The 672-nt window shown below is 67.7% G+C and carries 2 pseudogenes; both read right to left on the minus strand.

Annotated features, from left to right (window positions below):
- Positions 1 to 256: pseudogene (locus tag J6500_RS31500) on the minus strand (hypothetical protein); the annotation flags it as partial.
- Positions 257 to 417: 161 nt separating this feature from the next.
- Positions 418 to 672, minus strand: a pseudogene (locus J6500_RS31505) (zinc metalloprotease HtpX); the annotation flags it as partial.

Consider the following 672-nt stretch of genomic DNA (forward strand, 5'->3'; position numbering starts at 1 on the left):
TGAGCCAGGCCTTCACCACCAGCGAGGGCGGCGGGCCGCCCTCCTTGCCCGAATGCTCGGTGACCCAGTTGCGGAACCGGTTGGCGACAGCCTCGTCCGCCGCGATCCATTCCTCGAAGCGGTATTTCACCAGCTTGGCGAACTGCGCCCAGGACGGCGGCGCCTGATCGGCATTGCGAAAGTTGGGGCTCTGGGCGTGACCTGGTTCGACCGATAGCACCAGCAGGCCGAACGAGACGGCAAGCGTAGACCGCAAGACGAGCATTGTTCTGAGCAAGGCTGACCGGACGACGCGCGACATAGCCGACGAGAACTAGTCGCTCATCGTTGCAGGCATGTGACGCGCCGAGTACGGCTGTATCATCTCCTCAATTTCGCGCGTCGTTCACGCGGGTGGCGCGCGGCCGGCCTGTGCCATCAGCCCCACGGCCCGCGCTGGCCCGTCGAGCCGCCCCACGGGCTGCGCGGCGGAGGGCTTGCACCGGCCGAGCGCGGCGCGGCGAGCGTGCCGAGCTCGGCGGCGAGCTGCTGCAGTGCGGCGATGCGGTTCGCGGTCGAGGGGTGAGTTGCGAACAGATTGTCGACGCCGTGGCCGGAAAGCGGATTGATGATGAACATGTGCGCGGTGGCCGGATTGCGCTCGGCCTCCATGTTCGGTGCCTGATGCGCGGC

Source organism: Bradyrhizobium semiaridum (assembly GCF_020329505.1).
In the GTDB taxonomy this organism is placed as follows: domain Bacteria; phylum Pseudomonadota; class Alphaproteobacteria; order Rhizobiales; family Xanthobacteraceae; genus Bradyrhizobium; species Bradyrhizobium semiaridum.